The sequence below is a fragment of the Bifidobacterium sp. wkB338 genome (assembly GCF_003688325.1).
Lineage (GTDB): Bacteria > Actinomycetota > Actinomycetes > Actinomycetales > Bifidobacteriaceae > Bombiscardovia > Bombiscardovia polysaccharolytica.
Window position 1 is genome coordinate 121372 of sequence record NZ_NPOR01000041.1, and the last position, 22713, is coordinate 144084.

18 protein-coding genes are annotated in these 22713 nt (G+C 62.6%); 3 read left to right on the forward strand and 15 right to left on the reverse strand.

Annotated features, from left to right (window positions below; genetic code table 11):
- Positions 1–47 precede the first annotated feature (47 nt).
- Together CI603_RS08215 and hflX are read right to left on the reverse strand one after the other, a co-directional pair.
- Positions 48–1010, reverse strand: a complete 963-nt coding sequence (locus CI603_RS08215) for an L-lactate dehydrogenase (RefSeq protein ID WP_046322674.1) — start codon at positions 1008–1010, stop codon at positions 48–50.
- A gap of 97 nt (positions 1011–1107) precedes the next feature.
- Positions 1108–2712, reverse strand: coding sequence for a GTPase HflX (hflX, locus tag CI603_RS08220; RefSeq protein WP_395947978.1), 1605 nt, complete (start codon positions 2710–2712; stop codon positions 1108–1110).
- Positions 2713–2796: 84 nt separating this feature from the next.
- On the opposite strand from hflX, the gene CI603_RS08225 reads away from it, so the two are divergent.
- From CI603_RS08225 to CI603_RS08235, 3 genes are read left to right on the forward strand one after another with little or no spacing between them, the layout of a single operon-like run.
- Positions 2797–3459 (forward strand): class I SAM-dependent methyltransferase, encoded by a 663-nt coding sequence (locus CI603_RS08225; protein ID WP_121913766.1) that lies wholly within the window; start codon positions 2797–2799, stop codon positions 3457–3459.
- Positions 3456–7547: an ATP-dependent RNA helicase HrpA gene (gene hrpA, locus CI603_RS08230; protein WP_121913732.1), complete on the forward strand. Its 4092-nt coding sequence runs from the start codon at positions 3456–3458 to the stop codon at positions 7545–7547. Before CI603_RS08225 ends, hrpA begins: the two co-directional genes overlap by 4 nt.
- Positions 7544–8431 (forward strand): hemagglutinin, encoded by an 888-nt coding sequence (locus tag CI603_RS08235; protein WP_121913733.1) that lies wholly within the window; start codon positions 7544–7546, stop codon positions 8429–8431. The genes hrpA and CI603_RS08235 overlap by 4 nt, the downstream gene beginning before the upstream one ends.
- Before the next feature lie 9 nt (positions 8432–8440).
- Here CI603_RS08235 and glnA read toward each other — a convergent pair whose 3' ends face one another.
- The 13 genes from glnA to CI603_RS08300 form a co-directional block, all read right to left on the reverse strand.
- On the reverse strand, positions 8441–9778 hold the full coding sequence (gene glnA, locus CI603_RS08240; RefSeq protein ID WP_110425037.1) for a type I glutamate--ammonia ligase: 1338 nt from the start codon (positions 9776–9778) through the stop codon (positions 8441–8443).
- A 46-nt stretch (positions 9779–9824) separates the two neighbouring features.
- Positions 9825–10556, reverse strand: a complete 732-nt coding sequence (gene priA, locus CI603_RS08245) for a bifunctional 1-(5-phosphoribosyl)-5-((5-phosphoribosylamino)methylideneamino)imidazole-4-carboxamide isomerase/phosphoribosylanthranilate isomerase PriA (RefSeq protein ID WP_121913734.1) — start codon at positions 10554–10556, stop codon at positions 9825–9827.
- Position 10557: 1 nt separating this feature from the next.
- Positions 10558–11331, reverse strand: coding sequence for an imidazole glycerol phosphate synthase subunit HisH (gene hisH / locus CI603_RS08250; protein ID WP_121913735.1), 774 nt, complete (start codon positions 11329–11331; stop codon positions 10558–10560).
- 32 nt (positions 11332–11363) lie between these two features.
- Positions 11364–12116 (reverse strand): hypothetical protein, encoded by a 753-nt coding sequence (locus CI603_RS08255; RefSeq protein ID WP_121913736.1) that lies wholly within the window; start codon positions 12114–12116, stop codon positions 11364–11366.
- A complete protein-coding gene (hisB, locus tag CI603_RS08260; RefSeq protein ID WP_046322665.1) occupies positions 12113–12715 on the reverse strand; it encodes an imidazoleglycerol-phosphate dehydratase HisB in 603 nt (200 codons plus the stop codon). The genes CI603_RS08255 and hisB overlap by 4 nt, the downstream gene beginning before the upstream one ends.
- Positions 12716–12814: 99 nt before the next feature.
- Complete coding sequence (locus CI603_RS08265; RefSeq protein ID WP_121913737.1) at positions 12815–13963, reverse strand: histidinol-phosphate transaminase; 1149 nt, start codon at positions 13961–13963, stop codon at positions 12815–12817.
- Complete coding sequence (gene hisD / locus CI603_RS08270; RefSeq protein ID WP_121913738.1) at positions 13960–15357, reverse strand: histidinol dehydrogenase; 1398 nt, start codon at positions 15355–15357, stop codon at positions 13960–13962. Before hisD ends, CI603_RS08265 begins: the two co-directional genes overlap by 4 nt.
- Before the next feature lie 82 nt (positions 15358–15439).
- On the reverse strand, positions 15440–18997 hold the full coding sequence (gene dnaE / locus CI603_RS08275) for a DNA polymerase III subunit alpha (protein WP_121913739.1): 3558 nt from the start codon (positions 18995–18997) through the stop codon (positions 15440–15442).
- 43 nt (positions 18998–19040) lie between these two features.
- Positions 19041–19970: an RluA family pseudouridine synthase gene (locus tag CI603_RS08280; RefSeq protein WP_121913740.1), complete on the reverse strand. Its 930-nt coding sequence runs from the start codon at positions 19968–19970 to the stop codon at positions 19041–19043.
- Entirely contained in the window at positions 19967–20479 is a 513-nt protein-coding gene (locus CI603_RS08285; protein WP_121913741.1) for a signal peptidase II, read from the reverse strand. Before CI603_RS08285 ends, CI603_RS08280 begins: the two co-directional genes overlap by 4 nt.
- 30 nt (positions 20480–20509) lie before the next feature.
- The gene (locus CI603_RS08290) at positions 20510–21814 is read right to left on the reverse strand and encodes a DivIVA domain-containing protein (protein WP_121913742.1); all 1305 of its coding nucleotides are present in this window, start codon (positions 21812–21814) and stop codon (positions 20510–20512) included.
- Positions 21815–21905: 91 nt separating this feature from the next.
- Entirely contained in the window at positions 21906–22190 is a 285-nt protein-coding gene (locus CI603_RS08295) for a YggT family protein (RefSeq protein WP_046322656.1), read from the reverse strand.
- Between the two features lie 41 nt (positions 22191–22231).
- Positions 22232–22699 carry a cell division protein SepF gene (locus tag CI603_RS08300; protein ID WP_121913743.1) on the reverse strand — a complete coding sequence of 156 codons (468 nt, stop codon included), beginning with the start codon at positions 22697–22699 and terminating at the stop codon, positions 22232–22234.
- Positions 22700–22713: the final 14 nt, after the last annotated feature.

Here is a 22713-nt window from a genome sequence, read left to right on the forward strand (position 1 = left end):
AAGGTATGCCACCAGGGACTGCGAGGCAAGAGTTTCCTGTGAAATACTCAGAAACCGAACTTGCTTGCCGTCTCCTTCAGGGTCTCGGCGGAACGCTTCAGAGCGGCCAGCTCGCCGTCGCTCAGCGGGGTGTTGATGTGTGTGTTGACCCCTTCGCGGTTGAGCACGCTGGGCACCGACATGCACACGTCCGATATGCCGTGGAAGTCTTCCAGCAGGGAGCTGACCGGCAGGATCCGGTCGGTGCCGTTCAAGATGGACTCGATGATGTCCACGCCGGACATGGCGATGGCGAAGTTGGTCGCCCCCTTGCCCTCGATGATCTGGTAGGCGGCGTTCTTCACCTCCTGGTGGATCTCCTCGCGCTTGGCCGCGTCCAAAGGCTCATGGCCGGGCAGCTCCATCCAGTCGCACATGGGCACGCCGCCGATGGTTGCCGAGCTCCAGAGCGGGACCTCGGAGTCGCCGTGCTCGCCAGCGATGTAGGCATGGACGTTCTTGACATTGACCCCGGTCTGCTGACCGATCAGGTAGCGCAGGCGGGCGGAGTCCAGGTTGGTGCCCGAACCGAACATCTGGTTTACAGGCAGTCCGGACAGCTCCAGGGAGACCCTGGTGACGATGTCGACGGGGTTGGTGATCAGCAGAAAGATAGCATTGGGAGCCACCTCGACCATCTGAGGGATGATGGACTTCATCATATTGATGGTGGCGCCTGCCAGGTCCAGCCGCGTCTGCCCGGGCTTCTGCCTGGCTCCGGCCGTGATGACCACCATGTCGGCATCGGCGCAGATCTGCGGATCGTCCGAACCGTCGATGGTGACCGTGGGGTAGAAGCTGGATCCGTGTTGCATGTCGCGAACCTCGGCCTCAACACGCTGGGCGTTGATATCCTCAAGAACAATCTCTCGAGCCACCCCGCGCTGGGCCGCTGAAAAGGCCAAAGTCGACCCCACGGCTCCAGCTCCCACGATCGCTAGCTTGGTTGGCTTGATTGATGATTCCGCCATATTTTATGGACCTCTCTTATCGGAACCCGAGAAACGGGTTTGCCGCTGACAACATACGTAGTCTACCCAGCATAGGTGACCTGGTTCGCTTCTGCCCTTAAGAGTTCAGTCCGACCGATGGCGTGTCACCCGCTGGAGCCTGCAAGGGCTTCTGATCAATGGCCTGGTCCAGCACGGCAGCCGCCAGGCGGTCATCCACGTCAGCGCTCAGCGCAACCCCATCGGCCCGGTATTCCAATGAATCCACCCGTCCCAACTGCCGCACCTGCTCCAGCAGGGAGCCGCTGGTGTAGGGCAGGATGGCCTGGACATGCACAGCAGGGGCGGGCAGCAGCTCCTCCACCCGCCTACGCAGAGGTTCCAGACCCTGACCCTGCCTGGCCGAGACCAGAAAGGCCTCGGGCTCAAGGTTGGCGAGCCGCTGCCGGGCATCCTGGTCGATCAGATCCACCTTGTTGAAGACCAGCAGGCGGGGAATGGACTCGGCGCCGGGGATGTCTGCCAGCACGGCGTCCACAGCTTTGATCTGACCGAAGGGATCTGGGTGGGAGCCGTCCACGACGTGCAGAATCAAATCGGACTGCCCCACCTCCTCCAGCGTGGATTTGAAGGCCTCGACCAGCTGGGTGGGCAGGCGGCGGACGAACCCAACGGTGTCCACATAGACGTAGAGCCGGCCGTCTGCCGCCTTGGTGCGTCTGACGGCTGTATCCAGAGTGGCAAAGAGGGCGTTCTCCACCAGTTCCTCGGAACCGGTCAGCCGGTTGGTCAGCGAGGATTTGCCGGCATTGGTGTATCCCACCACGGCCACAGCCGGCAGCTGGTAGCGCCGCCGGGACCCGCGCTTGACCTGACGAGAGGGGGCCATCTGGGCGATCTGGCGCTTCAGCCGGGAAATTCGCCGTCTGATGACACGCCGGTCTGTTTCGATCTTCGTCTCGCCTGGGCCGCGCGAGCCTATGCCGCCGGCCTGCCCGGCAGCCTGGCCACCAGCCTGGCGGGAGAGGGATCCACCCCAGCCACGCAGCCTGGGCAGCATATACTCCAATTGAGCCAGCTCCACCTGGGCCTTGCCCTCGCGGCTTGTTGCATGCTGGGCGAAGATGTCCAGAATCAGGGCCGTCCTGTCTACCACCTTGACCTTGGTGACATCCTCAAGGGCACGTCGCTGGGAGGGATGAAGATCGTCATCGGTAATGATGGTGTCGGCGTTCAGCCGGGCCACAATATCTGCCAGCTCTCGCGCCTTGCCCGAACCCAGGTAGGTGGCCGGATCCGGCTTGACCCGCTGCTGAAGCAGTCCGTCAAGCACCTCGGCCCCGGCAGTCCTCGCCAGGGCGGCCAGCTCGCGCAGGGACTCCTCGGCTTGACCGACCGTGGTCCGCGAACCCGACCAGACGCCGACCAGGACCACCCGTTCCAGACGGACCTTGCGGTACTCCACCTCGGTCACGTCCTGGAGCTCACCCAGCCCCTCGACATGGCGGAAGGCATTGCGCCGACTGCGCTCCTCCCACTCCTGATCCTGGTCCTGCCCGGCCTGCCCTTCACTGCCGGTCAGTACCTCGGATTTGTGAGAGAGCGGGTCCTGATGGGCATCGTCAACTGCTGAACCATGCTCTTGGGTCGGTTTTTCTTGGGTCAAAGGCACCTCTGCGTTGATCAATGGACTAGGGAACGAATCCGGTATAGGCGGAATCATGACACAGTCTTTATTATCATCTTCTTAGCAGACATCAGCGGGTGCCCGAGGGACGGGCAGACTTCAAAGACGGACAGGATGGACATGACGCACAGGGACCATGGCAGCAGCCGGGGGCAATCCTCCAGGACCGAGACGGACGGAGGCGAACAGTACTTCGTAGCCCGCCCGGCCTCCCCAGACCAGCGGCGGACCATCCAGGTGGACTTGGCCGGCCGCACCTGCCAGGTGGAAGTCTCCCATGGGGTCTTCTCGTCGGGACGGCTTGACCTGGGCACCTCGGTCCTGCTCAAACGCGTCCCTCAGCCACCGACAGAGGGCGACTTTCTGGACCTGGGCTGCGGATGGGGGCCCATCGCCCTGAGCATGGCCATGCAGTCGCCCGAGGCCAACGTCTACGCTGTGGACACCAACCTGCGGGCCCTGGATCTGACTGCCCGCAATGCCCAATCCCAAGGAATTGACAGGGTGCGCACGCTGACCCCGGAGCAGGTGCCGGACGATTTGCGCTTCGATCTGATCTGGTCCAACCCGCCCATCCGAGTGGGCAAGGCAGCCCTTCACGACCTGCTGATGACCTACCTGCCCAGGCTGAAGCCCCAGGGCCGGGCCTACCTGGTGGTCCAGCGCAACCTGGGCGCCGACTCCCTGATTCCCTGGTTGGCTGACGCACTGGGACCCGGCTGGACGGCGGAGAAGTATGCCTCAGCCAAGGGCTACCGGATCATCGAGGTGGGCCGGGCATGAGGTTCGAGTATCCTGCCGAGCTGCCCATCAGCGCGGCCAAGGAGGACATCGTCCATGCCGTGCAGTCCTCCCAGGTGGTCATCGTCTCGGGTCAGACCGGCTCGGGCAAGACCACTCAGATCCCCAAGATCCTCCTGGAGATGGGTCGCGGCGACCACGGCCGCCAAATCGTGCACACCCAGCCCAGGAGGATCGCCGCCAGAACCGTGGCTGAGCGCATTGCCTCGGAGACGGGCACCAGGCTGGGCGACCAGATCGGCTACCAGGTGCGTTTCACCGACAAGTCCAGCCGCAGCACCCGCCTGCGAGTGGTCACCGACGGCATCCTCCTTGCGCAGATCCAGGGCGATCCCCAGCTGCGGGCCTACGACACCATCATCATCGACGAGGCCCACGAGCGCAGCCTGAACATCGACTTTCTGCTGGGGTATCTGACCGCCCTGCTGCCCAAACGGCCCGATCTGAAACTGATCATCACCTCGGCCACCATCGATTCGGTCAAGTTCCGCGATCACTTCGCCAAGGCCTTGCACACTAAGGTGCCCGTACTTGAGGTCTCGGGCCGCACCTATCCGGTCCAAACCCTCTATGAGCCCGCCGGATCGGCTCCGGCCTTGATGCGACACGTCCCCGGGTTCGACTCCGAGGATAGCCAGGACAGGGAGGATCCGGACATCCCCAAGGCGGTGGCCCGGGCCTGCGCCGAGCTGGTCATTCACTCCACCCACACGGACGGCCCCAGGGACATCCTGGTGTTCGCCGCCGGCGAGCGCGACATCCGCGAGTATGAAACCGCACTACGGCGCCATTTCGGCCCGCGGACCTCCGACATGCGCCGCCCGGACGCTTTGGAGATCATCCCGCTCTTCGCCCGCCTGTCGGCCAAGGAGCAGCACCGGGTCTTCGAACGCCACGGCCATCAGCGCATCGTCATTGCCACCAACGTGGCCGAAACCTCCCTGACGGTGCCGGGCATCCGATACGTGGTGGACCCTGGACTTGCCAGGATCAGCCGATACTCCAAGTCGGCCAAGGTCCAGCGGCTGCCCATAGAGCCCATCTCCCAGGCCTCAGCTGATCAGCGTGCCGGCCGTTGCGGACGTGTGGCCGACGGCATTGCCATCCGCCTCTATGCCAAGGACGACTATGACACCCGCCCCAAGTTCACCGACCCGGAGATCCTGCGCACCTCCCTGGGTTCGGTCATCCTGCACATGCTCTCGGTAGGCGTGGCCCATACGGCCGAGGATGTCACCGACTTCGGTTTCATCGATCCACCCGACACCCGTGCGGTCAGCGATGGCCTTCGGGAACTGACCGAGCTGCAGGCCATCTCCCGCCAGCAAGGCCTTATCCGGCTGACCAAGCTGGGACGACAACTGGCCAGGATTCCCATCGACATCCGTCTAGGCAGAATGATCCTGCAGGCCGGTCAGGATGCCACCCCGGACACCCTGGCCGCCGTTCTTGTGGTCGTGGCCTTCCTCTCCCTTCAGGACCCTCGCGAACGCCCGGAGGAGAAGCGGGAGGAGGCCGACCGGATCCATGCCCGCTTCGAGGACCCATCCAGCGATTTCCTGACGGCCCTGAACATCTGGAACCGCTTCTTCCCGCAGGACAAGGAGCCCTCCAACGGAGCTCTGCGCAAGGCCTGCAAGCAGGAGTACATGGCCTTCCTGCGCATGCGGCAGTGGCATGACCTTTACCAGCAGCTGGCCCAGATGTGCCGGGGCCTGCACATGAAGGTAGGCTCTCCCGTCCCCGTCAAAGCACCGGATCAGGCCCTGCTGGCCCTGCCTATTGGGCAGCAGGCAGCCCATGCCCTGGTCTGCTCCTGGGACGACCAGGGCATCCACCGGTCCATGCTGGCCGGTCTGCTCTCCAGCATGGGCATGCAGGTGGTCCACGAGCCCAAGGCCTCCGATTTCGCTGGCCTGCATGGCGCAGCACGGGCCAAGGCCATGAAGCGGGCGCGTCGGCAAGCCAAGAACGACTATCAAGGGGCGCGCGGCACGCATTTTGCCATCTTCCCCGGTTCTGCCCTGGCCAAGGCCAATCCGCCTTGGATCATGGCCGCCGAGTTGGTGGAGACATCACGGCTCTGGGCACGTTGCTGTGCGGCCATCGATCCGGCCTGGGCCGAACCGCTGGCCAAGTCCCTGACCAGGACCACCTACGCCGAACCCCACTGGTCGGCCTCCCGTGGCGCCGCAGTGGCCACTTCCAAGGTCCTGCTCTACGGCCTGCCCATCGTGCGCGACAGAACGGTCCAATGGGCCCGGATCAACCCCGGTCAAGCCCGGGACATGTTGATACGCCAGGGCTTGGTCCAGGGCGAAGTGCGCGAGCGCTTCCCGCATGACGGCTTCATCAAGGCCAACCGGCAGGTGCTCAGCGAGGCCGGCGAGCAGACCAGCCGGACTCGCCAGGTAACCGGCACCGTCACCGAGGAGGACCTCTACGATTTCTACCAGGAGCGCATTCCCCAGGAGGCCACATCACTGGCCGCACTGGGCTCTTGGTGGCGGAAGCATCACGATGCGGACCCGCACCTGTTGGACTTCGATCCTGACAAAGTGGAGCGTCTGAACGACCAGTCCGCCTCCTACCGACCCGGGGACTACCCCGACCATTGGCACACCTTGGGCATCGACGGTCGGCCCATGGATCTGCCCCTGACCTATCGCTATCAGCCGGGAGAACCGGACGACGGCATCACAGTTCACATCCCCTTGCACTGCCTGAACCAGCTGACACCCGGACAATTCACCTGGACAGTGCCAGGCCTTCTGGACGATCTGATCACAGCCACCATCAAGTCCCTGCCCAAGGCCCTGCGAGTCCAGTTCGTTCCCGCACCAGACGCCGCCCGGACCATCCGCGCCTGGATAGATGGTCACTATCCCCTGCTGCCCGGCACCGACCCTGCGTCGGCAGAACAAGCCACCTACGGGTCGGCAGAACAGTCTGTACCCATGGATGAAAACGGTGCTGGAGCCATCCCCGCCGGGGGCTGGCCGGACTTCGAGCAGGCCTTCACCGCCGCAGCCATAGACACGATCGGAGCTCAGCTGCATCCGGAGGTCTTCACCCAAGCCAGGCTGGAACGACTGCCCGACTACCTGCGGCCAACCTTCCAGGTGGAGGATGATCGGCGCCAGGGCCACAGCCGCGGCCGCAAGAGCCAAGGCCGCCCCAAGGTCCTGGGCCGGTCCAAGTCCTTGACCGATCTGCAGCGTGACCTGGCCGGACAGGCCCGGCAGTCGGCCCGGTCCCGGGTGGACTCCCAGGCCAGCAAGGCCGCCCGTCAGGGTCAGGTGGTCAAAAGCGCCGACCTGCTCCACCAATCCGGTGCCACGACCAAACCGCGCGAGGAACTGATCTGGCAGGCCGCCCTTGACAAGCTCCACCTGCCTGCACAGCGGATCTCCTCGCGCTGGCTGAGCCGGGAGGCCCTGATGCTGGCCTCGGCCCCCTATCCCGACACCTCCGCCCTGGCCGAGGACTTGCAGATGGCCGCCGTCAAGCGCCTGATCCCCCACACCGAGGCCATCACCAACGATCAGACCCTGCAGGAGGCTGTGACCGGCGTCAGCCAGGTCTACGAGGACACTGTCTACCAGGTGGCCAAGGATGTGGTCGCCATTTTGGAGACCTCGGCCCAGGTGGACAAGGCCGTGTCTGGCCCGGCCGATCTTCCCCTACTCTCTGTCCTGCAGTGGATACGCCAGCATTCGGCGGATCTGGTAGCCAAGGGCTTCATCGGTGCCGACCCGCCCTATGCCATCCCCCGCCTGCGCACGTATCTGAAGGCGGATCTGATGCGCTTGGACAAGGCTCGCAGGGACAAGGACCGTGACGTACGATGGGCATGGCAGGCGCAGACCGCCCAGGATCTGGTGGACCAGGCGGCCAAGGCGGCCCAGGCTCTGCCCGCCGGTCCCGGACGAGACCAGGCCATGGACCGTGCGCGAAGGGGACGTTGGATGATGGAGGAGTACTTCGTCTCCATCTGGGCCCAGGAGCTGGGGACGGCCATCCCTGTCAGCCTGCAACGAATCAGGAAGGCGCTGGAAGAAAAACCATGAGCACAAGGCCATCGGGACGAAGACAAAGGGGCGGCACCAAACGTGGACGAATGACCCTCCGCCGCGCGCAGACCCTGGGGGCCACCCTGATGGCGATAGTCCTGGTGGTCGCCCTATGCATCCTGGCCGTCCGCTTCGTCTCCTACCGGCTGATGGTCGGCCGCGCCATCCGCCACCAGGAGCAGCTCTCCCAGGAGTACGTCTTCAATCCGGGCAGAATCATCACCGATCAGCGCTTCCATGACACCTTGGACATGAATGCCGATGATGTTCAGGCCTTCTTGGACCAGAAGGGGGCATCCTGCAACGGATCCACCTGCCTGCGCAGCCTGCATATGGATGTCCCTGACCGCCCCAGCGACGGTCTATGTGATGCCTACAAGGGCGGCAAGGGGCAGAGCGCGGCTCAGATCATCGACGGGTCCGCCCGCTCCTGTGGGATCAGTCAGAAGGTCCTTCTGACCATGCTGCAAAAAGAGCAGCATCTGGTGGCCACCGACCAGCCCGCCACCCAGGTCCAGCTCAAGTCGGCCATGGGCCTTTCCTGCCCTGATGATGCACACTGTGACGCCAGCTATGCCGGATTCTTCAACCAGGTCTACGGAGCCGCCCATCGATTCCGCTACTACCAAGCCCATCGGGACCATTACGCCTACCAGACCAAGGCTCTGAACGATGTGCGCTTCAGCCCCGATGCCTCCTGTGGCAGCGGCAAGGTCTACATCGAGAACGATGCCACTGCCCTGCTCTACATCTACACGCCCTACCAGCCCAACGAAGCAGCGCTACGGGCAGGCGACGGCGAGGGCGACCGCTGCTCAAGCTATGGCAACCGTAACTTCGTCATCATCTACAACAGCTGGTTCGGCCGATCTGACCAGTAAGCCCCGGGTTCAAAGCTTGGGCAGGTAGTAGGCCAGCTCGTAGGGGGTGACCTGCCGGCTGTATCCGGCCCATTCCCGGTGCTTGTTGCGCAGGAAGTACTCGAAGGTCTGCTCGCCCAGCACCTGGGCCACGAAATCCGACTTCTCCATGACCTTGAGCGCCGCGTCCAGGCTGTCAGGCAGGGGCTCGATGCCCATGGCCTGCCGCTCGGCGTCGGTCAGCTCCCAGACGTCATCGCTGGTAGGCTCGCCCAGGGTCATCTTCTGCTCGATCCCGTCCAGTCCGGCAGCCAGTAGCACCGAGTAGGCCAGATAGGGGTTGGCCCCCGGATCCAGCCCGCGGAACTCCATTCTGGCCGAGTTTCCCTTGCCGGGCTTGTACTGCGGGATGCGCAAGAGTGCAGACCGGTTGTTGTGACCCCAGCAGACGTAGCTGGGTGCCTCAGCCCCGCCCCAGAGACGCTTGTAGGAGTTGACATACTGATCGGTCACCGCGCAGATCTCGGCCGCATGGGCCAGAATGCCGGCGGCGAACTGCCGGGCCGTCTGGGACATGTTGAACTCCTGGCCCACCTCGTAGAAGGCGTTGGTGTCCCCCTCGAACAGGCTCAGATGGGTGTGCATGCCTGATCCTGGCTTATCGGTGAAGGGCTTGGGCATGAAGCTTGCGTAGATTCCCCGCTCCAGGGAGATCTCCTTGACCACGGTCCGGAAGGTCATGATGTTGTCAGAGGTGGTCAGGGCGTCGGCATAGCGCAGATCGATCTCGTTCTGCCCCGGTCCGGCCTCGTGATGGGAGTACTCCACCGAGATGCCCATCTGCTCCAGCATATTGACGCAGGCCCGACGGAAGTCCATCCCCGGGCTACGGGGCACGTGGTCGAAGTAGCCGCCTTCGTCGATAGGGGTCGGGACCTGGGACCAATCATCCTGGTTCTCAAACAGGTAGAACTCGATCTCCGGATGGGTATAGAAGATGAAGCCCTTCTCCTTGGCCTTGGCCAGGGCCCGCTTGAGCACGTGTCGGGGATCCCCGCTGCTGGGCTCGCCGTCCGGGGTGAGCACGTCGCAGAAGATCCGTGCTGTGCCCTGTGGTCCGCCCCTCCAGGGAAGTATCTGGAAGGTGGACGGATCTGGCTTGACGATCATGTCGTCCTCGGAGACCCTGGTCATGCCCTCGATGGCCGAGCCGTCGAAGCCCAGCCCCTCCTCGAAGGCCACCTCCAGCTCGGTGGGCGCTATGGCCACCGACTTCAGGGTGCCTAATACGTCAGTGAACCAGAGACGAATGAACCGGACATCGCGCTCCTCGACAGTGCGCAGCGCGAACTCCTCTTGCTTATCCATAGAGCTTATGCTCCCATTCCTATATTTCGCAGACTTGCTTATAGCGTTAACAATGACCCGAGACCAGGTTCAGCGCCTGTTCCAGGGTGAAGGCCCCCTCATAAAGGGACTTGCCCAGGATAGCGCTGTCCACGCCCCGATCGGCCAGGTCCAGAATCCTGCTCAGGTCATCCAGGCTGGATATGCCCCCAGAGGCGGTCACCTTGGCCGGAGTCCGGTCAGCCACCTGACCCAGCAGATCCAGGTTGGGGCCGGTCATCATCCCGTCGCGGGTCACATCGGTGACCACGTATCGGCTGCACCCGTCCCGGTCCAGTCGCTCCATGGCACCAAAAAGGTCCCCGCCCTGTCTGGTCCAACCTCGGGCGGCCAGGGTGTGTCCGCGTACGTCCAGACCCACACAAACCCTTTCGCCGTAACGCCCCAGGACCTGGCTGGTCCACTCTGGATCCTCCAGAGCCGCCGTGCCGATGTTGACCCGGGTGGCACCTGCGTCCAGGGCAGCCTCCAGGCTTGCATCGTCGCGGATGCCGCCGCTGAGCTCCACCTTGACACGATCCCCCAGTTCGTTGACCAGGGCGGCCAGCTTGTCACGGTTGTCTCCGGTGCCGAAGGCCGCATCCAAATCCACCAGGTGGAGCCACTCGGCACCTTGGTCGACCCAAGTCTTGGCTGCATCGGCAGGCTCCCCGTAGACCTTCTCGGATCCGGAGATCCCTTGCCTTAGGCGAACCGCCTTTCCGTCGCGGACATCGACAGCCGGTAGAAGCGTGAGCATCTCATTCACCTTTCTCGCGGGAGAGTCCGGAAGACCCAGAAAGGGTCCGTACCCAATTGGTCAGCAACCGTGCTCCGGCCTGGCCGGACTTTTCAGGATGGAACTGGGTAGCGCTCAAGGGGCCACATTCGTAGGCGGCCACGAACCTGCTGCGTCCATAGGTGGCCCAGGTAACCAGCGGTTCACCGAAAGAGGCGCCCTGTGAAATCTTGTCAGACCCTGACTGGGCTGACCTTGACTGGCTGCCACTCGTTCGATTCAATGCTGACACTCGCAGGGACAAATCGGGCTGCGTCCCAACGCATCGGTCATCCCCCTTCGCCGCCATGGCGGCATAGGAATGGACGAAGTAGAAGCGTTGATCCTGGACCCCTGCCAAGAGTCGTGTTCCCTGGGGCGCCTGGACATGATCCCAGCCCATATGGGGCACTACATCAGCGTCCAGTTTCGTCACCCGACCAGGTATCAAGCCCAGACCGGGCTCGCTGCGACCGTCCTCGTCCCCGAACTGGAACATGACCTGAAGGCCTATGCAGACCCCAAGAACCGGCAGCCCCTGGGCCAGTCGATCCAGAATGATGCGGTCGCCGCCGACAGCCCGTAACCCCGCCATGCAGGCCCCGTAGGCCCCCACTCCGGGAATGACCAGGCCGTCGGCCTTCATGGCCAGGTCTGGGTCGGCGCTGATTTGCGCATCAACCCCCAGCTGGGAGAGGGCATGCACCATGGATCTGACATTACCGAACCCATAGTCAAGCACCTGTATCCTGGTCATGTTCCTCCTAGCCAAGCCGTTTGCTTGCGCGATTACTCGACGCGACCCTTGCGAGTCGATCCTCCGGCCCCGAACCTGGTGTGCGAGGCGATGATACCCATGGCCTTCTCGCGGTTGTACTCCCCCGAGTCGAAGATGGCGGCCCCATCCTGGCGCAGCCTGTCCACTGTGGTGGTCCCGATCATCAGGTCCTCTACAAAGTCGGCAGTGGCAGCGAAGAGGATTGGCGGCGCGAGCGTCTGTCCCGACTGCCCGCTGATCCATAGGGTCACCTCGAGCTTGTCGGCCCGGTTGACGGCCAGGATGGCGCTGAGTCCGGATACGACCGTGGTCAGATCGCGGATGGCTGCCTCGGGTCCGTCCCCGTCCAGATTTCTCAGGACGGCCACAGCACCCTCACGGGCCTGGATGCAATAGGCGGAGATATCGGATATCTGACAGAAGGCGGCCAGAAGCTCAGCCGAAGCCAGGCGTGTCACCATTACGGCGGCCTTGGCCCGGTTGCCGATCAGACCTTCAAGCTCTTGGTCGAAATCGGCAGCAACGCCATCAGCCTCGTCCGGTTCCACTGAAGATTCGTCAGCGGGCGCGGAATCCAAGCCAGCCCCGTCATCCACGTCTGATCCGGAGTGTTCAACGGGCTGATCCGCTTGATTCTGGCCCTCATTGAACTCAGCCTCGAAGCTGGCCAGAGCCCGCTCGACCTCTTCCTCACTCAGATGATGGCCGGAATCCGGCAGGTCTTGATCCCTGCTGTCATTGTTGTCATATTCATCCGCGCTCATAGCGACCCCTTGGTGCTGGGGATGCCCTTCACCCTGGGATCAGGCTCCACCGCGAAGCGCAGAGCCCTTGCTACGGCCTTGAACTCTGCCTCGGCAATGTGGTGCGGATCTCTGCCCGACAAGAGGGTCAGGTGAAGGCAGATGCCGGCATGCAGGGCGATGGACTCCATGACGTGCCGGACCAAGGAGCCGGTGAAATGCCCGCCGATCATGGCGTACTGGAACCCCTCAGGCTCGCCCGTGCAGACCGCATAGGGCCTGCCGGAAATGTCGACCACAGCTCGTGCCAGGGCCTCGTCCAGAGGGACGGTGGCATCGGCGAAGCGCTTGATGCCCCGCTTGTCGCCCAGAGCCTGAGCCAGGGCCTCCCCAAAGACGATGGCAACGTCCTCGACGGTGTGATGGACGTCGATCTGGGTATCCCCGCTTGCCTTGATGGTCAGGTCGATCAGGGAATGCCTGCCCAGGGCCGTCATCATATGGTCATAGAAGGGAACCGAGGTGTCGATATCGGTCACTCCGGTGCCATCCAGATCCAGACTCAGGCTCACCTTGGATTCACTGGTCTGGCGGGTGATGGTGGCTGTTCTGCCTGCCATTGCTGCTCCTCCGCTTTCTGCCGCACACTCCAGTTCGTGCTGTATTTTCTGCGCGGCGTCTAGACCACCAGCATAGCCGTGCCGCTGGTCTGCATCCTCCTAGAACCGCTTGAGGACATGGACCAGCGTTTGGCGGAATCGCTCCATCTCCGCGTCCGTGCCCATGCAAACCCTCAGATAGCCCTGAGGACCTACGGCCCGGATCAACACCCCTTCATCCTTCATGGCCTCGAATACGGCATCCCGGTCGGGGAAAATGCCGAAGAGGATGAAGTTGGAGGCCGAGGGAACCACAGTCAAGGGCTGACCATGGAACTTCTGTCCGGCCAGCCACTCGGCTGTCTGCCGACGGGTCTGGCGAAGCTGATCCACCCGAGCCAGCTGGAGGTCCGTGTGCTCCAGGGCAGCCAGGGCCGCAGCCTGAGTCAGGGCGCTCAGATGGTAGGGCATTCGGACGATGCGGACTGCGTCGACTATTCCTTGGGATGCAGCCAGGTAACCCACCCTGGCGCCGGCAAAGGCGAAGGCCTTGGACATGGTCCGGCTGACTGCCAGGTGGTCGTACTGACCAATCAGGCTGACCGCCGAGGGCGTGCCCGGGTCTCGAAACTCGATATAGGCCTCATCCACGACCACGATTGGTCGGGCGGACGGGTCCGCGCCTGCCACGGGAATCTTAGAGCAGACCTCCAGAAGCCTGGTCAGCTGATCCATGGGCAGGGCCGTCCCCGTGGGATTGTTGGGGCTGGTTACCAGGACCATGGCTGGCCTCAAAGCCTTGATGCGCTCGATAGTCGTTTCAATATCCAGACTGAAATCGGGCAGCCGGTGAGCCAACTCCCAGTCAGTGAAGGTGTCACGGGCGTACTCCGGATACATGGAGTAGGTCGGATCGCAGCCCAAGGCGGTTCTACCCGGCCCGCCGAAGGCCTGGAAGAGCTGAAGCATGATCTCATTGGACCCGTTGGCCGCCCAGATCTGCTTGGGTTCAAGCGAGGCGCCAGACTCCTTCTTCAGGTATGCAGCCAGGGCCCGCCGCAGGTCCTCATGCTCCCTGTCCGGATAGCGATTGAGGCTGGGGGCCACCTGGCGCACACGCTGGCAAATGGCATCGACCACCTCCTGGTCCAGGGGGTAGGGGTTCTCGTTGACGTTCAGGCAGACCGGAACATCCAGCTGGGGGGCGCCGTAAGGCTCCTCCCCTATTAGGTCCATGCGGAGGGGAAGATCAGCTGGTATGGCACTCACAGCAGACCAGCCTTCTCTTCGTTGGCTTCCAGGTCGGCTTTGTTGTAGGGGTCGTCCAGGAACCGGCTCAGGATGCACTCGCCATGGGCGGGCAAGTCTTCGGATACGGCAAAATCATTGATCTTGGCCGCGATGGGCTTGAGCCCTTCCTTGTCATATTCGATGACTTCGACAGGCTTCATGAAGGTGTGGACGCCCAGGGCCACGTCGAACCGGGCTGTGCCGCCAGTGGGCAGAACGTGGTTGGACCCGGACATATAGTCGCCCAGAGGCACAGGAGAATAGGGGCCACGGAAGATGGCACCGGCATTCCGAATCCTGTCGATGACGGCATCAGGATCGGCCGTCTGAACCTCCAGATGCTCGGCGGCATAGGCATTGGCCACGTCGATGGACTGGTCGATCCCGTCGGTCAGGATGATTCCCGACTGGTTGCCGCCCAGGGAGGTGCGCACCCGGTCGGCATGCTCGGTTCGAGGCACCCTGCGCCCCAAAGCCTCCTGAACGCCCTGGGCCAGTTCCTGGCTGTCGGTGATCAGCACCGAACCGGCAAGCTCGTCATGTTCGGCCTGGCCGATCAGGTCTGCAGCAACCCAGTCGGGGTTGGCCTGCCCGTCGGCAAGAATAGCAATTTCCGTGGGTCCGGCCACGGCGTCGATTCCCACCATGCCGGAGACCATCTGCTTGGCTGTCGCCACAAAGATATTGCCCGGGCCGGTGATCTTGTCGACCGGGTCACAGAGAATCTCCCCGTCCTGGGGCTCGGATCCCCTGGCTCCGTATGCGAACATGGCCACAGCCTGGGCGCCGCCCACGGCATAGACCTCGTCCACTCCCAGGATGGCGCAGGTGGCAAGGATGATGGCAGCCGGCAGACCCCGAGGGTCATCAGAGGCGGGCGGAGTGGCCACGGCCAGGGAATCGACACCGGCAATCTGAGCGGGCACCGCGTTCATGATGACCGAGGAAGGATACAGGGCCTTGCCTCCCGGCACGTAGAGGCCTACGCGTTCAATCGGAATCCACCGTTCGCTGACTCGAGCGCCAGGTGCCAGGTCGGTGGCCATGGGCTTGGGCACCTGGGTAGTGCAGACCTTGCGGATGCGGGTAACGGACTCCTCAATTGCTGCCCTGACCTTGGGATCCAGCTGCCTCAGGGCCTCCTGCATGGCCGATGCCGGAACCCTCAGATCATGGGGACGCACATGGTCGAACTTCTCCTCCAGGTCGCGCAGGGCCGCTGCCCCATGCTCACGCACTTGGTCAAGTATGGGCTGCACCTGGGCCCTGGCCTCCCGTGTACCCATATCGGCTCGGGGCATGGCGGCGAGGAGTTGGGCGCGGGACATGGTTTTCCCGCGCAGATCCATGGTTCTCATCATGAGCTTTGACATACTTTGATGGTAGTGAACTTTTGTGTCGCCAAAGCCAGCGACTCACCACCGTCCCAAATGGTGAGACGGTTCCGGGCGCGTCCTAGGCCGACGGCAGGCAGGAGGGTCCGAAGACCGACTTGATCTCGGCCATCATGGAGGTGTCGTGCCGTGTGCGGAATCCGTCGCCAAAGGTCAACAGACGGACGTTGCCCCGGTCGTCGGTGACGGCCAGACGGACCTGGCAGTAACCGGGGTGAGACTTGAGTATCCGAGCCAGCCGCTCCATGTGCCCCCGGTCCAGAGCCTGCTTGGGCAGGGTGATGGTCAGAGGCCGCTCATCCGCCGACTCCAGGACGGGCACCTCCATATCGTTGACGCGGATGTTGGTGGCCTCGTCACGAAGCTCGACCACTCCCCTCACCCTGATGACCGAGTCCAGGGCCAGGTCGTCGGAGTGGGCATCGTAGACCTTGCCGAAGAACATGCATTGGATGGAGCTCTCCAAGTCCTCGATGGTGACGATGGCCCAGGGGTTGCCCTTCTTGGAGACCCGGCGGTCCACAGCAGTGACCAGCCCGGCCAGGGTCACCGCCTTGCCGTCCATGCTGTTAGACCGGTTGAGCAGCTGGGCGATGGACATGTCTCGCATGCCAGCCAAAACCGAGGTCATGCCGCTCAGCGGGTGGTCAGACACATACAGGCCCAGCATCTGCCGCTCGAAGTTGAGCTTGGTGGACTTGTCCCACTCGTCGATGTCGGGCACGGTCACCTGGGCATCGCCCAAGGCATCCTGCTGGGGGGCGTTCTCATCGGCGTCGGCGAAGAGGTCGAACTGGCCCTCGGCCTGCTTGCGCTTGATGGGCATGACCTGGTCGACGGCTTCATCGTGAATCTGGAAAAGCGCCCTCCGGTTGGGGTCAATGCCGTCGAAGGCACCGCCCTTGATCAGGGATTCCACGGTTCGCTTGTTGAGCACCTCCATGGGCACCCGCTTGATGAAGTCCATGAAGTTGACATACTTGCCCCGGGGTCCCTGGCGCTCCTTGATGATGTCCGCCACTACCTTGTCGCCCACATTGCGGATGGCTCCCAGACCGAAGCGGACCACGTCGCCGACAGCGGAATACTCGGACACGGACTCGTTGATGTCAGGCGCCAGGATGCGGATGCCCATCCTTCTGGCCTCGCCCAGGTAGAGTGCGGTCTTGTCCTTGTTGGTCCGCTCGTTCTGCAGCAGGGCGGCCATGAACTCCACCGGATAGTGGGTCTTCAGATAAGCGGTCCAGTATGCGATCAGGGCATAGGCCGCGGAGTGTGCCTTGTTGAAGGCGTAGCCCGAGAAGGGCACCAGGACATCCCAGACCGCCTGGGCGGCCTCATGGGAGTATCCGTGCTCCTTCATGCCCTCGAAGAAGGGAACCTGCTCCTTGGCCAGGACGTCTGGCTTCTTCTTGCCCATGGCCCTTCGCAGCACATCGGCTCGGCCCAAGGAGTAGCCGGCCAGAATTCTGGCCGCGGACTGGACCTGCTCCTGATAGACGATCAGGCCATAGGTCTCGTCGAGCACGCCCGCCAGGGGCTTGGCCACTTCGGGATGGATGGGCTCGATCTTCTGCAGCCCGTTCTTTCGCTTGGCATAGTTGATGTGCGAGTTCATATCCATGGGCCCCGGCCGGTAGAGGGCGATCAGGGCGGAGATGTCGTTGAAGTTATCGGGCTTGAGCATACGCAGCAGGGAGCGCATACCGTCGCCATCGAGCTGGAAGACGCCAAGGGTGTCGCCCCGGGACAGCAGCTGGTAGGTCTCCTTGTCGTCCAGGGGGACCTTCTCGATGCTGATGGGCTCCTTGCCGTTGCGCTTGATGTTGTTGACCGTGTCCCTGATGACCGTCAGGTTGGACAGCCCCAGGAAGTCCATCTTGACCAGCCCCAGGGTCTCGCAAGTGTGGTACTCGAAGGTGGTGGTCACCGTGCCGTCGGTGCGTTCCATCAGCGGCGAGGTATCGGTGATGGGATTGGAGGCCATGATGGTGGCGCAGGCATGCACGCCGGTCTGGCGGATGATGCCCTCGATACCCTTGGCTTCTTCGGTGATCCGCTTGACATCCGGGTTGGACTCGTATAAGTCGCGGAACTCCTTGGCCTCCGGATAGCGCTTGGACTTGGGATCGAAGATCTCCTTGAGGCTCATGTCCTTGCCATTGACCGTAGGCGGCAGGGCCTTGGTGACCTGGTCGCCCACGGAATATTCGTAGTCCATGATCCTGGCTGAGTCCTTCAGGGCCTGCTTGGTCTTTATGGTGCCGTAGGTCACGCACTGGGCCACCTTGTCGGAACCGTACTTACGACCCACGTAGTCCAGGACCTTCATGCGCCCCTCGGGGTCGAAGTCCACATCGATATCAGGCAGGGAGACGCGCTCAGGGTTGAGGAATCGCTCAAAAATCAGCCCATGCTTGAGCGGGTCCAGCTCGGTGATCCCCATGGCGTAGGCCACCATGGACCCTGCCGCCGATCCACGGCCCGGCCCCACCATGATTCCGTGGTTCTTGGCCCAGTTGATGTAATCGGCCACCACCAGGAAGTATCCGGTGAACTGCATCTGGCAGATGACCCCGCACTCGTAGTCGGCCTGGTGGGATACCTCCTCGGGCACCCCGTCCGGATAGCGGTTCTTCAACCCCTCGTCCACCTTCTTCAGGAAAAGGGAGGTCTCGTCCCAACCTTCCGGGCAGTCGAAACGGGGCATAAAGGCCCCGTCCTCATGGTCGTCGAACATGACGTTGCAGCGTTCCGCGATCTCCAAGGTGTTGTCGCAGGCTTCGGGGAACTCCTTGAAGATCTCGCGCATCTCCTGGGCTGAGCGGATGTAGTAGCCGCTGCCGTCGAACTTGAAGCGGCCGGGGTCGGTCAGCCGGGATCCCGAGTTGATGCAGAGCAAGGCGTCCTGGGCCGAGGCATCCTCCTTGCGCACATAGTGCGAGTCGTTGGTGGCCACCAGGGGGGCATCCAGACGACGGGCGATCTCCAGCAGATCCTTGGTCACCCGATGCTCGATCTCCAGCCCGTGGTCCATCAGCTCGACGTAGTAGTTCTCCTTGCCGAAGATGTCCTGGAACTCCCCGGCGGCCCGCAGGGCCTCGTCGAACTGGCCCAGCCTCAGCCTGGTCTGGACGATGCCCGAGGGGCAGCCGGTGGTGGCGATGACCCCCTTGTGATAGGTGGACAGCAGGTCCTTGTCCATGCGAGGCCACTTGCCGACCAGACCCTCCAGGTTGGCCACAGATGAGGCCTTGATCAGGTTGACCAGGCCCGTGTCGTCACTGGCCCAGAGGGTCATGTGGGTGATGAAGCCGCCGCCGGAGACATCGTCAGAACGCTGCTCGTCGGTTCCCCAGTGGACCCGGCTCTTGTCCTGGCGGGCAGTCTCAGGGGTCACGTAGGCCTCAATGCCGATGATCGGCTTGATGTCAGCATCTACAGCCGTGCGCCAAAGCTCATAAGCCCCGTGCATGTTGCCGTGGTCGGTAATGGCTACAGCCGGTTGCCCCAGCCGTCCCACCTCGGCAACCAGGTCAGGAATCCTGCTGGCCCCGTCCAAGGTTGAATAGTGGGTATGGGTGTGAAGGTGAACGAAGTCTGACCGGGTTGAGGACATATCTCCAATTTACCCAGGCCCCTGGCCGAATCGCCGGAGTCCGCTAGCTGCGTATACCGGTGGCGCTCTGACGTTCGATCTGCAGGGAGCGGCGCAGATCAGCCGGGTAGGAGGAGACCACCTTGGTCCAGATTTTAGTGCGGGGATGGCGGAATTCCAGGCGCATGGCGTGCAGCCACTGCCGCTTCAGGCCCAGCCTGTCCGCCAGGTCGGGGTTGGCCCCATACATGTGATCGCCCACCAGGGGATGGCCTATGGAGGAGAAGTGCACGCGTATCTGATGGGTGCGCCCAGTCTCCAGATTGACACTGACCAGGGTGGCCGAGCCGAAACGTTCCAGCACATCCCAATGGGTGATGGCCTCCTTGCCTGCAGGGGTGACCGTGAAGCGGAAGTCCGAGACCCGGGCGCGTCCGATGGGGGCCTCAATGGTGGCCTTGTCCTCGGTCAGATTGCCCTGGACCAGAGCATGGTAGATCTTGACCACCTCATGTCGGGCGAATTGCCGACGCATCTCCTTGTAGGCCAGGTCGGACTTGCAGACCAGCATGAGCCCGCTGGTGCCCGCGTCCAGACGAGAGACGATGCCCTGGCGGCCTTGGGCCCCCATGGAGGTGATGTGGGTACCCCGCTGCAGGAGGCTGCCCAGAACGGTTGGCCCGGTCCAGCCTATGGAGGGATGTGCCGCCACCCCCACCGGCTTGTCGACGACGACCACGTCCTCATCCTCGTAGACCACGGGCATATCCTCAGCCACCGGCTCCACCTGTTTGGTTGACTCGGGCTCGTCCAGCTCTATCAGATCACCGCTCATCAAGGTAGTGGCCTTGTTCACCCGGCGGCCCATGATCCGCGCATGACCCTGGGCCACCAGATCGCTGGCCTTGGCCCTGGACAGGCCCAGCATCTTGGACAGGGCCAGATCCAAGCGCCGACCTACCAAGGCATCCGGCGCAGGAAGAAGCCGTGTCACTTTGCCGCTCCCCCATGTTTTAGTGTCTTGGACCGGTCGCTGAACCGCACATTACAGATAATGAGCACCACTACGGCCGCGCCTGCCAGAGTCAGATAGACGTCGGCAACGTTGCCCACCGACCAGCCGTAGTCCAGAAAGTCGACCACGGCACCGTCAAGAAAACCAGTTGCATAGGCAACCCTGTCGATCAGATTGCCTGCTGCCCCGGAGAAGGCCATGGAGAGGACCACGGTCCAAACCATGGAGGTGGTGCGCAGAGCCAGAACAATGATGAGCAGACAGGCTGCTAAGGCAATCAGGGATATGACCCAGGTACTCCCAGACCCCAATCCCAAGGATGCACCGGGGTTGCGCACCAGTCGCAGACCGCGTAGAGGACCCGGCAGAGCCACCCTGATACCGTTGCCCAGTCGGGCCAGTGCCAGGGCCTTAGTCAGCTGATCCAGGGCTATGGCCACTGCCGCCAGAGCGACGAAGACGGCCACGCGTCCGCGCAGCCGTCTCATAGATGTGTTCTTCGTCATTACCGGATGGAATCAGTGGGCCTGTTCGGACTTCTTTTCCATGGACTGGTAATTGCTAGTGTCTGAAATCTGGTTGATCAGCTGGTTGAGGAACTCGGTCAGCTTGCTGCGGTAGCCCGCCTCGAACTGCTTGAGCCCCTGGATGTTCTCCTCGAGAACCTTGGACTGATCCATGAGCTTGTTCTTGACATCGGCGGCATAACGATCGGCGCTGTCGCGGGTGTTCTTGTCGTACTCCTGCGCCCGAGTCTGCACCTGTGTCTCGTACTCGTCGGCCTGGGTGTGCTGGCGCTTGGAATAGGCGTCAGCATCGGAACGGGTCTTGACCGAGTACTCGTCGGCCTGGGAGCGTACGCGCTGTGAGTAGCCATCGGCCTCGGAGTGCACTCGCTTGGAGTACTCGTCCACCTCGGCGCGGGTCCTCTTGGAGTAGTCCTCAGCCTTCTTGACAATGTCGTCGTGCTGGGCATGGCCCTCGGCCACCAGCTGGGAGGCGTTGGCCTTGCCCTTGTCCACGTACTGATCGTGCAGTTGCATGGCCAGCGTGAGCATAGCGGTGGCCCTCTCGGGTTCGCTGTTGGCCTCAGCGCCAGCGCCCGCAATCCGCTGTAGACTGCCCGTTTCGGTGGATGGCTCTGCCTTGGAGACCTGCTCACGCAACTGCTCCTCGCGCTTGCGGGATTCCTCTAGCTGCTTGTTCAGCTGCTCAGTACGCTGCTGCTGCTCCTGAGAGGCCTTCTGAGCCTGTGTGATCTGCTGGCGGGCCGTGGCCATGCTCTGCTGGGAGGCATTGAGCTGGTTGGTCAGAGCTTGGACCTGCTGGCGGGCCTGGTCGCGTTCCTTTTGCATGGCCGTCAGCTGGTTGGTCAGAGCCTGGGTGTTGTTGCCCGCAGCGGCCTGAGCAGTCAGCTGATCGATCTGGGAGTTGAGTTGCTCGACCTGACGCTTGAGCTGGTCATTCTGTGAGGCCAGGGTTTTGACCTGACTCTGGGACTCGGCCAGTAACCGCTTAGTCTGCGCATCCACGGCGGGCTGCTGGGCTGCGGAGCCTTGGGCCTGTTTCAGATCCCCATTCTCCTTTTGCAGCGATTCCACCTGAGCCGTCAGATCGGAGATCTTGGAGTTCAATGAGGCCACATCGGTGCCCAGAGACTGGGTGGAAGCGGCACTCCCTTGCACGGCCTGCTTGCCCAACGCTTCAACCGTGTCTGTGACCTGATCCAGGAAGTCGTCGACCTCGTCGACGTCGTAGCCTTCCTTGAACCGCACTGTCTGGAAGGTATGCTCCCTTATATCATTAGGCGTCAATAGAGCCATATGTTTCTCCACCTCGCTTCAGGCCAACCAGCCCGATTGTGTTCTCTTACTGCATGCTAGCACGGAGTATGCCGTATCCGCGGTCTTGCCTCTAGCCTATAAGCACCTGGATGATGATCAGTGCGGCGTAGAGCACCATGAAGGAGACATCAAGCTGGATCCTGCCCATGGGCAGGGGCGGAATGTACCGGCGAAGCCAGCGCAGAGGCGGCTCAGTCAAGGCATAGATAACCCGGATGAGCGAGGCTACGAAGCCACGAGGGTACCAGCGAGGCGACAATACCAGAACCCAGTCCAGAATCATCCGCACGAAGAGAACCAGCAGGTAGGTCTCGATAAGGATGTCTACCAGATAACGAACAAAAGGAACAAGCATGCGTCTTCAGGCTCCTGCGGACACGGTTGCCAGGGTGTCAGTCACTGGGCGAAAAGCCCCTTGGCCGAAGAACCCGACTCAGGCTCCTCCACCTTGATGTTGACCTGTGCAGGACTGAGCAGGAAGACCCTTGGAGTGACCCGCTCAATGGACCCGCGTACCCCGAAGACCACACCGGCGGAGAAATCGACGATCCTGTAGGCCACAGACTCGGACACCCCAGTCAGGTTGAGGACCACCGGCACCCCGTCCCTCAGGGCCCTGCCGACCATCTGGGCATCCTCGTAGGACTTGGGATGAATGGTAGTGATGCGGTTGATCCGGCTCTGGAAAGGTGTGGGCTCGGCTTCCTGGCTGTTGGATGCAGATTGCTGAGCCATGGGGGTCACAGAGTGATCGGTGTCGAAACCGTCGCGAGCCTCGTCATCGTCAGCCAGATCGTCGTCATCGTCGTCCACGACATCCGACATGCCGAAAAAAGACATCGCGTTTTTCATCAATCCTGCCATATCTGCTCCTTCGC

What these genes read in the sequence shown, in the direction of transcription:
- CI603_RS08215 (WP_046322674.1), bottom strand. Translation starts at nt 1,010, where the DNA reads ATGGCGGAATCATCAATCAAGCCAACCAAGCTAGCGATCGTGGGAGCT.
- hflX (WP_395947978.1), bottom strand. Translation starts at nt 2,712, where the DNA reads ATGATTCCGCCTATACCGGATTCGTTCCCTAGTCCATTGATCAACGCA.
- CI603_RS08225 (WP_121913766.1), top strand. Translation starts at nt 2,797, where the DNA reads ATGACGCACAGGGACCATGGCAGCAGCCGGGGGCAATCCTCCAGGACC.
- hrpA (WP_121913732.1), top strand. Translation starts at nt 3,456, where the DNA reads ATGAGGTTCGAGTATCCTGCCGAGCTGCCCATCAGCGCGGCCAAGGAG.
- CI603_RS08235 (WP_121913733.1), top strand. Translation starts at nt 7,544, where the DNA reads ATGAGCACAAGGCCATCGGGACGAAGACAAAGGGGCGGCACCAAACGT.
- glnA (WP_110425037.1), bottom strand. Translation starts at nt 9,778, where the DNA reads ATGGATAAGCAAGAGGAGTTCGCGCTGCGCACTGTCGAGGAGCGCGAT.
- priA (WP_121913734.1), bottom strand. Translation starts at nt 10,556, where the DNA reads ATGCTCACGCTTCTACCGGCTGTCGATGTCCGCGACGGAAAGGCGGTT.
- hisH (WP_121913735.1), bottom strand. Translation starts at nt 11,331, where the DNA reads ATGACCAGGATACAGGTGCTTGACTATGGGTTCGGTAATGTCAGATCC.
- CI603_RS08255 (WP_121913736.1), bottom strand. Translation starts at nt 12,116, where the DNA reads ATGAGCGCGGATGAATATGACAACAATGACAGCAGGGATCAAGACCTG.
- hisB (WP_046322665.1), bottom strand. Translation starts at nt 12,715, where the DNA reads ATGGCAGGCAGAACAGCCACCATCACCCGCCAGACCAGTGAATCCAAG.
- hisD (WP_121913738.1), bottom strand. Translation starts at nt 15,357, where the DNA reads ATGTCAAAGCTCATGATGAGAACCATGGATCTGCGCGGGAAAACCATG.
- dnaE (WP_121913739.1), bottom strand. Translation starts at nt 18,997, where the DNA reads ATGTCCTCAACCCGGTCAGACTTCGTTCACCTTCACACCCATACCCAC.
- CI603_RS08285 (WP_121913741.1), bottom strand. Translation starts at nt 20,479, where the DNA reads ATGAGACGGCTGCGCGGACGCGTGGCCGTCTTCGTCGCTCTGGCGGCA.
- CI603_RS08290 (WP_121913742.1), bottom strand. Translation starts at nt 21,814, where the DNA reads ATGGCTCTATTGACGCCTAATGATATAAGGGAGCATACCTTCCAGACA.
- CI603_RS08295 (WP_046322656.1), bottom strand. Translation starts at nt 22,190, where the DNA reads ATGCTTGTTCCTTTTGTTCGTTATCTGGTAGACATCCTTATCGAGACC.
- CI603_RS08300 (WP_121913743.1), bottom strand. Translation starts at nt 22,699, where the DNA reads ATGGCAGGATTGATGAAAAACGCGATGTCTTTTTTCGGCATGTCGGAT.